Source organism: Oryzihumus sp. (genome assembly GCF_054325275.1).
In genome coordinates, this window is record NZ_JBTCWL010000014.1 from 58,194 (window position 1) to 65,946 (window position 7,753).

General features: G+C 75.4%; 7 protein-coding genes. 6 read left to right on the top strand and 1 reads right to left on the bottom strand.

What is annotated here, in order from left to right; translation table 11 throughout:
- Positions 1–8: 8 nt before the first annotated feature.
- Genes ACXVGS_RS05585 through ACXVGS_RS05605 form a run of 5 tightly spaced genes read left to right on the top strand, consistent with a single transcriptional unit; the run spans position 9 to position 4,935 of the window.
- The gene (locus tag ACXVGS_RS05585; protein WP_458536719.1) at positions 9–1,145 is read left to right on the top strand and encodes an energy-coupling factor transporter transmembrane component T; all 1,137 of its coding nucleotides are present in this window, start codon (positions 9–11) and stop codon (positions 1,143–1,145) included.
- Positions 1,142–2,779: an ABC transporter ATP-binding protein gene (locus ACXVGS_RS05590; RefSeq protein ID WP_458531753.1), complete on the top strand. Its 1,638-nt coding sequence runs from the start codon at positions 1,142–1,144 to the stop codon at positions 2,777–2,779. The genes ACXVGS_RS05585 and ACXVGS_RS05590 overlap by 4 nt, the downstream gene beginning before the upstream one ends.
- Entirely contained in the window at positions 2,776–3,567 is a 792-nt protein-coding gene (locus ACXVGS_RS05595) for an ECF transporter S component (protein WP_458536720.1), read from the top strand. The genes ACXVGS_RS05590 and ACXVGS_RS05595 overlap by 4 nt, the downstream gene beginning before the upstream one ends.
- Entirely contained in the window at positions 3,564–4,115 is a 552-nt protein-coding gene (cobU, locus tag ACXVGS_RS05600) for a bifunctional adenosylcobinamide kinase/adenosylcobinamide-phosphate guanylyltransferase (RefSeq protein WP_458528326.1), read from the top strand. The genes ACXVGS_RS05595 and cobU overlap by 4 nt, the downstream gene beginning before the upstream one ends.
- 7 nt (positions 4,116–4,122) lie before the next feature.
- A complete protein-coding gene (locus ACXVGS_RS05605) occupies positions 4,123–4,935 on the top strand; it encodes an adenosylcobinamide-GDP ribazoletransferase (protein ID WP_458531754.1) in 813 nt (270 codons plus the stop codon).
- Here ACXVGS_RS05605 and gcvT read toward each other — a convergent pair whose 3' ends face one another.
- On the bottom strand, positions 4,936–6,042 hold the full coding sequence (gene gcvT / locus ACXVGS_RS05610; RefSeq protein WP_458528328.1) for a glycine cleavage system aminomethyltransferase GcvT: 1,107 nt from the start codon (positions 6,040–6,042) through the stop codon (positions 4,936–4,938).
- Between the two features lie 147 nt (positions 6,043–6,189).
- Here gcvT and ACXVGS_RS05615 point away from each other — a divergent pair, with 147 nt between their 5' ends.
- Positions 6,190–7,704, top strand: a complete 1,515-nt coding sequence (locus tag ACXVGS_RS05615) for a leucyl aminopeptidase (RefSeq protein WP_458528329.1) — start codon at positions 6,190–6,192, stop codon at positions 7,702–7,704.
- Positions 7,705–7,753: the final 49 nt, after the last annotated feature.

The following is a 7,753-nucleotide window of genomic DNA, read 5'->3' on the forward strand; positions in this document are numbered from 1 at the left end:
GACCCCCCGTGCTCACGGCCGCCGATCGCCCCAGCCTCCCGCGACTGCTGCACCCCGTCGCGTGGTGGGTCTGGGGCGTCGGCCTGGCCGCGGCCGCCTCGCGCACGACCAACCCGTTCCTGCTCCTGCTCATCGGGGCGGTCGCGGCCTGGGTGGTCCTGGAGCGCCGTGAGCTCGGGGCGTCCAACGCCTTCGCCGGCTTCCTGGTCATCGGCCTGGTGGCCGTCGGGCTGCGGGTGCTCATGGCCGCCCTGCTCGGCGGTGGCGTCACCGGCCGGGTGGTGCTGTTCCGGCTGCCCGAGGTCCCGCTGCCGGCCTGGACCGCCGGGGTGCGCCTCGGCGGTGCGGTGACACTGGAAGGCGTGCTCGCTGCGGCATACGACGGGTTGCGGCTGGCAGCGATCCTGGCCTGCCTGGGCGCAACCAACGTGCTGGCCAGCCCGCGGCGGCTGCTGCGCTACGTCCCCGCGACGCTGTACGACGTGGGCACCGCCGTGGTCGTCGCGCTCACCTACGCCCCGCAGATGGTGGAGGACGCCGGCCGTGTCCGGGCCGCCCGCCGGCTGCGCGGTCACTCCGGCCGCGGGCTGCGCGAGATGGCCCGCCTGGCCGTCCCCGTGCTCGAGGGCGCGCTGGACCGCTCGCTCGCCCTGGCCGCCTCGATGGAGTCCCGCGGGTACGGTCGAGCCGTGCACCGCACGCCAGCCTCCCGGCGCCGGGCCAGCGCGCTGACCGTGCTCGGCCTGCTCGGCGTCGTCGCCGGACTCTACGGCCTGCTCGACGGGTCCAGCCCGCCGTTGATGGGCCTGCCGCTGCTCGTGCTGGGCGTCCTCCTCGCCGGGGCGTCCCTGGCCACCGGCGCCCACCGCGACCCGCGGACCCGCTACCGCCGCGACCCGTGGGCCCTGCCGGAGTGGGCCGTCGCCGCGTGCGGGATCGTCCCAGCCGTGGTGATGTTCATCGCCAGCGACCAGGGCTGGCCGGGCATCACCCCGGTCCAGGTCCCGGCCATGCTGCCCGAGCTGCCCGTGGTCGCGGTGCTGGCCATCGGGGTCGCCGCCCTGGCCGCCTGGGTCAGCCCGCCGCCGCCGCAGCGCGCCGCCGCCACCGTCCCTGCCCGCGAGAAGGTCCAGGTGCCAGCGTGATCGAGTTCCACGACGTCAGCGTGCGGTATGCCGATGCGCCGACCCCCGCGCTCCGCGGCGCCGACTTCACCATCCCCGAGGGCGAGCTGGTGCTCGTCGTCGGCCCCACCGGCAGCGGCAAGTCCACGCTGCTGCGTTGCATCAACGGCCTCGTCCCGCACTTCTCCGGCGGCACCCTCGGCGGCCGGGTCGTGGTGGACGGCCGCGACACCCGCACCCACCGGCCGCGCGACCTGGCCGACCTCGTCGGCGTCGTCGTGCAGGACCCGGTCGCCTCGTTCGTCACCGACACCGTCGAGGAGGAGATCGCCTACGGCATGGAGGCGCTCGGCGTCGACGCCACGGCGATGCGCCGCCGGGTCGAGGAGACCCTCGACCTGCTCGGCCTGGCCGAGGTGCGGGGCCGTGCCCTGCGCGACCTGTCCGGTGGCCAGCAGCAGCGGGTCGCCATCGGCGCGGTGCTGGCCGCGGGCCCGCGCATCCTCGTCCTGGACGAGCCCACGTCCGCCCTGGACCCGGTGGCCGCCGAGGACGTGCTCTCGGCCCTGCAGCGCCTGGTCCACGACGTCGGCCTGACCGTGGTCCTCGCCGAGCACCGGCTCGAGCGGGTGATCCACCACGCCGACCGCGTGCTGCTCGTCTGCGACGGGCAGGTGTCCCCGCTGCTCGACCCCGCCGAGGCGATGGTCGGCTCCCCCGTCTTCCCGCCCGTCATCGGGCTGGGCCGGGTGTCCGGGTGGGCCCCGCTGCCGTTGTCGGTGCGCGACGCCCGGCGCCGCGCGGCGTCGCTGCGGCGGAAGCTCGAGGCGGACGGCGCGGCACGGCACGCTGATCCGGCCCCCGAGCCGACAGGCATCGTCCCGGTGGAGGCCGCCACCACGGTCGAGGCCCACAGGTTGGTCGTGCGCCGCGGCCCGCTGGTGGCCCTGCGCGGGGTCGACCTGGCGCTGCGCCCCGGCACGGTCACGGCCGTCATGGGTCGCAACGGCGCCGGCAAGTCCACCCTGCTGGGCGCGCTGTCCGGCCAGCTCCCCGCCTCCGCCGGACGTGCCATCGTGGCCGGGCTCGACCCGGCCGGCGCGGCCCCGGCCACGCTGGTTCGCCACGTCGGCCTGGTCCCCCAGGACCCCACCGTGCTCCTGTATGCCGAGTCCGTCGCCCAGGAGTGTCGCGCCGCCGACCGCGACTTCGGCGCCCCCGCCGGGACGGCCCGCGAGCTGCTGCGCACCATCGCCGGCGACGTCGACGGAGAGCTGCACCCGCGGGACCTCTCCGAGGGGCAGCGGCTCAGCCTCGCCCTCGCCGTGGTCCTGACCGGCCGCCCGCCGGTGCTGCTGCTCGACGAGCCGACGCGCGGCCTGGACTACCAGGCCAAGGCCCGGCTCGTCACCGTGCTGCAGGACCTGGCCGGCAGCGGCCACACCGTCCTCCTGGCCACCCACGACGTCGAGCTGGCCGCCGAGGTCGCCACCGACGTGGTCGTCCTGGCCGACGGCGAGGTCGTCGCCCAGGGCCCGGCCCGCGGCGTGCTGGCCGGCTCCCCGGCGTTCGCCCCGCAGGTCGCCAAGATCGTCCACCCGCTGCCCTACCTCACGGTCGCCGACGTCAGCGCCGCGCTGGAGCGCGCGTCGTGATCTCGCTGCGCTGGCCCGGGGCGGTGGCGCTGCTGCTGGTCACCCTCGTCGGCGTGGCCTCCTTCGGCTGGCCCTTCGTGGTCGCTCCGGGCACGGGGCTGGCCCACGGCCAGGACGCGCCGTGGCTGTTCGCCGCACTCCTCGGCCTGCTCGCGCTGGTGCTGCTGGCCGAGGTCTCCTCCGGCGGGCTGGACCCGCGCACCGTGGCCGTCCTCGGCGTGCTCGCGGCGACCGGCGGCGCCCTGCGGGTGCTCAGCGCCGGCACGGCCGGGCTCGAGCCGATGTTCTTCCTGCTCGTGCTCGCCGGGCGGGTCCTCGGCCGCGGCACCGGCTTCGTCCTCGGCGCCCTCGCGGTCCTCACCGGGGCGTTCCTCACCGGCGGGGTGGGCCCGTGGCTGCCGTTCCAGATGGTCTCCGCCGGGTGGGTGGCCCTCGGGGCCGCCCTGCTGCCGCCCGCGACGGGACGCGCCGAGCGGGTCATGCTCGCGGCATACGGGCTGGCCGCGGGGTTGCTCTACGGCGCGGTGATGAACCTGTGGTTCTGGCCGTTCATGGGCGCCAGCGCCCCGACCGGGGCGGGCTTCGTGCCCGGCGCTGAGGTGACCAGCAACCTCGGCCACTACGCCGCGTTCTACCTCGCGACCTCCCTCGGCTGGGACGTCCCGCGTGGCCTGCTGACGGCGGCGCTGGTCCTGGTGGCGGGGCGGCCGGTGCTTGCTACCCTGCGCCGGGCGGTGCGCCGCGCCGCCTTCGACGCTGAGGTGATCTTCGAGGACCCTGACCGATGACCACGACGCTGGTGACGGGCGGTGCCCGCAGCGGCAAGAGCCGCTACGCCGAGAGCCTGCTCGACCACCGCACCCGGGTGACCTACATCGCCACCGGCACGGTGCCGGACGGCACCGATCAGGAGTGGAGCGACCGCATCTGGCGGCACCGGATGCGTCGGCCGGCCTGGTGGTCGACCGTCGAGACCTCGCGGCTGGCCGCCGCCATCGACTCGGCCTACAACCCGGTGCTTGTCGACTGCCTGGGCACCTGGTTGGCCCGGCAGATCGACGACATCGACGGCTGGCACGACCCCCAGGGCACCGGCGCCTACCTGGAGAAGCGCACCGAAGAGCTCCTGGCGGTGCTGCGCTCGGCGGTGGTCGACGTGGTGATGGTGACCAACGAGGTCGGCCTGTCCATCGTGCCGGACACGGCCTCGGGCCGGCTGTTCCGCGACGAGCTGGGCCGCCTCAACGCCGCGGTCAGTGCCGTGTGCGACAAGGTCGTCCTCGTCGTCGCGGGGCGGGTGCTGGACCTGTCCGGCTGCCCGGTCGTCCCGGCCTGAGCACTGCGTGACCACTCCGCCGGCGGGACGGCAGTCGGGCACCCTCGCCGAGGCCCTGCGCCTGTCCGTCGGCACGCTGACCGCGGTGCCGGTGGCCCCACCCCACCGGGTCGACCGGCGGGTCGCCGGGCTGGCCATGGCGCTGGCCCCGGTGGCCTCGCTGCCCCTCGCCGTCCCCGTCGTGCTGGTCCTGCTCGTGGGGAGGGCCGTGCACGCCCCTGCCGGGGTGGTCGCGGTGCTGGTCGTCGCCGGCCTCGTGCTGGGCACCCGCGCGATGCACCTGGACGGCCTGGCCGACACCGCCGACGGGCTGTCGGCGAGCTATGACCGCGAGCGGGCCCTGGAGGTCATGCGCCGCAGTGACATCGGCCCGAGCGGGGTGGCCGCCGTCGCGCTGGCCCTGCTACTGCAGGTGGCCGCCCTCACCGCCCTCGCCGGGTCGGTGGCCGGTGCGGTCGCGGCCGGCGTGGCGGTCCTGCTGGGCCGCCACGGACTGGCCTGGGCCTGCGCCACCGGCGTGCCGTCCGCCCGGCCGTCCGGGCTGGGCGCGACGGTCGCCGGCAGCATCCCGCGCCGGGCGGTCGTTGCCTGCGCCGTCGTCGCGCTCGCCCTTGCCTCGGTGTCGGTGGTCCTGGCCGGCGCCGCCTGGTGGCTCGGCCCCGCGATGTGGGCCGGTGGCGTACTCGCGGCAGCCGCGGTGCTGCGCCGGTGCACCAGCCGGCTGGGCGGGGTCACCGGCGACGTCCTCGGCGCCGTGGTCGAGCTCGGCGTCACCGCGTCCCTCACCGTGGCCGCGGTGCTCCTTCCGCACGCGGGGTGACTACTCCCCGCGGACCTGGACCTGCACGAACGGCGGCTTGACGACCTTCGCCTCGAGGTCGCGGCCGCGCACGTCGATGACCACGGTGTCACCCTCGGCCACCGACGGGGCCAGCAGCGCCAGCGCGATCCCCTGCTTCAAGGTCGGCGAGAACGTGCCTGAGGTGACCCCCCCGATGACCTCACCGGAGGGTGAGCGGACCTCGCAGTGGGCGCGCGGGATACCGCGACCGGTGGCCAGCAGGCCCCAGGAGGTACGGCGCGCGCCGGCCTGCTTCTCGGCCAGCAGCGCGTCGCGGCCCCAGAAGGCGGGCTTCTTCCAGCCCACGGCCCACCCGGCGCGCGCCTGCACCGGGGTGATGTCGAGGCTGAGGTCGTTGCCGTGCAGCGGGTAGCCCATCTCGGTGCGCAGCGTGTCCCGTGCGCCCAGGCCGCAGGGCAGCCCGTCGAACGCGGCGGCCGCCTCGACCAGCGCGTCCCACAGCGCAGGGGTGTCGTCCCACAGCGGGACCAGCTCGTAGCCGCGCTCACCGGTGTAGCCGGTGCGGCAGACGATCACCGGGCGGCCCTGCCAGTCGGCCTCGGCGAAGGACATGTAGTCGTGCCCGGTCGGCAGGCCGAGCGCCTGCAGCACCTCGTCGCTGTGGGTGCCCTGAACGGCGATGACGCCGTAGCGGTCGTGCAGGTTCTCGACGGTGACGCCGTCGGGCGCCGCCGCGGCCAGGCGCCGCACGACCTCGGCGGTGTTGGCGGCGTTGGGGATGAGAAAGACGTCGTCGTCGGCCTTGAGGTAGGCGATGAGGTCATCGACGACGCCACCGGTCTCGTCGCAGCACAGGGTGTACTGCGCCTTGCCCGGGGCGATCCGGCCCAGGTCGTTGGTCAGGCAGGCGTTGACGAACTCCGCCGCGCCCGGGCCGCGCACGCTGGCCTTGCCGAGGTGGCTGACGTCGAACAGGCCGACCCGATCGCGGACCGCGGCGTGCTCGCGGACGACGCCGCCGCCGGGGTACTCGATCGGCATCTCCCACCCGCCGAAGTCGGCCATCTTGGCCCCGAGGGCCACGTGGCGGTCGTGCAGCGGCGAGGTCAACAGGTGCGAGGTCATGAGCGGCAACCTACCGCCCGCCCCCTCTGGCTATCCTCGGGCGGTGGACGCGCGCGGACCCGCGCACGACCGCGGCCCGGATCCCGCACGCGACACCCCGTGGGCGACCCGCGCCCGCCCTGTCCGTCCCCGACGAAATGGACCCCCGTGACGACGCTGACCGTCTCCGACCGCCCGGCGAGCGACCTCAAGGTCGACGCCCTCGTCCTCGCCACCGTCAAGGCCGACTCCGGCGCCGCCCTGGCGCCCGGCCACGGCCTGCCCAAAGCCACCGGTGAGCACCTGACGAACGCGCTCAAGGCGCTGTCCGCCAAGGGCACCCCGGACGAGGTCATCAAGCTGCCGGCCGTCCCCGGCGTGGCCGCCCCGCTGGTCGTGCTCACCGGCCTGGGCGCCGCCCCGGCCCGTGCCGCCTGGGACCACGAGGTCCTGCGCCGGGCCGCCGGCTCGGCCACCCGCGCCCTTGGCGGCGTCGCCAAGGTCGGCCTGGCCCTGCCCGGTGCCGACGCCGCGGCCGTGGGCGCGGTCAGCGAGGGCGCGCTCTACGGCGCCTACGCCTTCGCCGGCCACCGCAGCCAGCCCGCCACCACCACGCCCCCGGGCGCGCTGACCGTCCTCACCGGTGAGGCCCGTGACAAGGACGTCAAGGCGGCGGTCAAGCGGGCGAGTGCCCTGGCGCAGGCCCGCGCCTACGCCCGCGACCTGGTCAACACCGCGCCGAACCTGCTCTACCCGCAGACGTTCGCCGACTCGGTCAAGGAGCGCGCCGCCAAGACCGACGTCAAGGTGTCGGTGCTCGACGAGAAGGCCCTGCTCAAGGGCGGCTTCGGCGGCATCATGGGCGTCGGCCAGGGCTCCGCCAACCCGCCCCGGATCGTCACGATGACCTACGCCCCGAGCAAGGCCAGGGCGCACATCGCCTTCGTCGGCAAGGGCATCACGTTCGACTCCGGCGGCCTGTGCATCAAGCCCCCGGCCTCGATGCTGACCATGAAGTCCGACATGGCCGGCGCCGCCGCCGTGGCCGCCGCCGTCCTCGCCGCGGCCGAGCTGCAGCTGCCGGTCGCAGTCACCGGCTACCTGTGCCTGGCCGAGAACATGCCCGGCGGCAACGCCCAGCGTCCCGGCGACGTCGTGACGATGCGTGGCGGCAAGACGGTGGAGATCATCGACACCGACGCCGAGGGCCGCATGGTCATGGCCGACGGCCTCGTCCTCGCCGGCGAGAAGAAGCCCGACGCGATCCTCGACATCGCCACCCTGACCGGCGCCCAGCAGATCGCGCTCGGCAACCGCGTCGCCGCCGTCATGGCCAACGACGACACCCTGCGCGACCTCGTCCGCGCCGCGGGCAACAGCACCGGTGACGCCCTGTGGCCGATGCCGCTGCCGGCCGACATGCGACCCAACCTCGACAGCCAGATCGCCGACATCGCGCACAAGGGCGACAAGTTCGGCGGCATGCTCACCGCCGGCATCTTCCTCGGCGAGTTCATCCCGCAGCAGGACAAGAGCGAGGCCCGCATCCCGTGGGCGCACCTCGACATCGCCGGCCCCTCGTTCAACGAGTCCGGCCCGTGGGGCTACACGCACAAGGGCGCGACCGGCTTCGGCGTCGCCACCCTGGTCGCGGTCCTGGAGCGCTACGCGACCGCAGGCTGACCCCGCCCCGCGCCGCGGCAGACACGACGACGCCGGCCCCCTCCTGGAC